Source organism: Paratractidigestivibacter sp. (genome assembly GCF_052362415.1).
In the GTDB taxonomy this organism is placed as follows: Bacteria; Actinomycetota; Coriobacteriia; order Coriobacteriales; family Atopobiaceae; genus Paratractidigestivibacter.
Genome location: NZ_DAWEMK010000037.1, coordinates 4249 through 4890, shown reverse-complemented (window position 1 = coordinate 4890; position 642 = coordinate 4249). Strand labels below are relative to the sequence as shown.

General features: G+C 60.1%; 2 protein-coding genes. One reads left to right on the top strand and one right to left on the bottom strand.

The features are described from left to right. The coding region (locus ACT84W_RS05270; protein ID WP_444328449.1) for a hypothetical protein at window positions 1–341 on the top strand (341 nt) is incomplete at its 5' end. On the opposite strand, the gene ACT84W_RS05265 is transcribed toward ACT84W_RS05270, so the two are convergent. Beyond that, on the bottom strand, window positions 338–642 hold a 305-nt coding region (locus tag ACT84W_RS05265), incomplete at its 5' end, for a dihydrofolate reductase (protein ID WP_444328448.1). The two genes, ACT84W_RS05270 and ACT84W_RS05265, sit on opposite strands and share 4 nt — an antisense overlap.

Here is a 642-nt window from a genome sequence, read left to right as displayed (position 1 = left end):
CCACGGTCCCGGTCACGATCACGAACGTGAGCCTCGCTGCCGCCGCATCAAACGCAGCGGCGGACTATTCAAACTACTCCCAGACCGAAGATGCTCAGAGCGCCTACGCGGACAACGGCCGCGTGGCGCTCCTCGGCAAGCTCTTTGATTTCCTGTACCAGCGCCTTGATTCTGACGACGTGGTTTCCACCGACGTCGTTCTCTCGCTCTCCAAGGCTGACGACGGTTCTTGGAAGGTTGATACCGACGGCAATGATGCATTTTTCAACGCTCTCTACGGCGGGTCAAACGTCGTATCCGGGCTGTCCAACGCCATCTCCGACGCGAACGCCCAGGGTTAGCGCCTCGTGTAAGTGACGAAGTCGAAGGGAATACCGGCTTTGGTGACGCCGCCCTTCTCGACCTTCTCGACGGCCCAATCAGGATCTGCGTCGAGATCGGGGAAGAACGTGTCCGCGTCGCGCGTGCAGTGGTTCTTCGTCACGACCGCAGACGAGCAATAAGGAAGAAGTTCCTGGTAAACCTGACCGCCGCCGATGACCCAGACTTCTTCGTCGCGCCTCGCGAGGTTGATGGCCTCCTCGATCGTGCGGGCCATCTCGACCCCGTCGGGCGCATAAGACCCATCGCGCGATATAACGA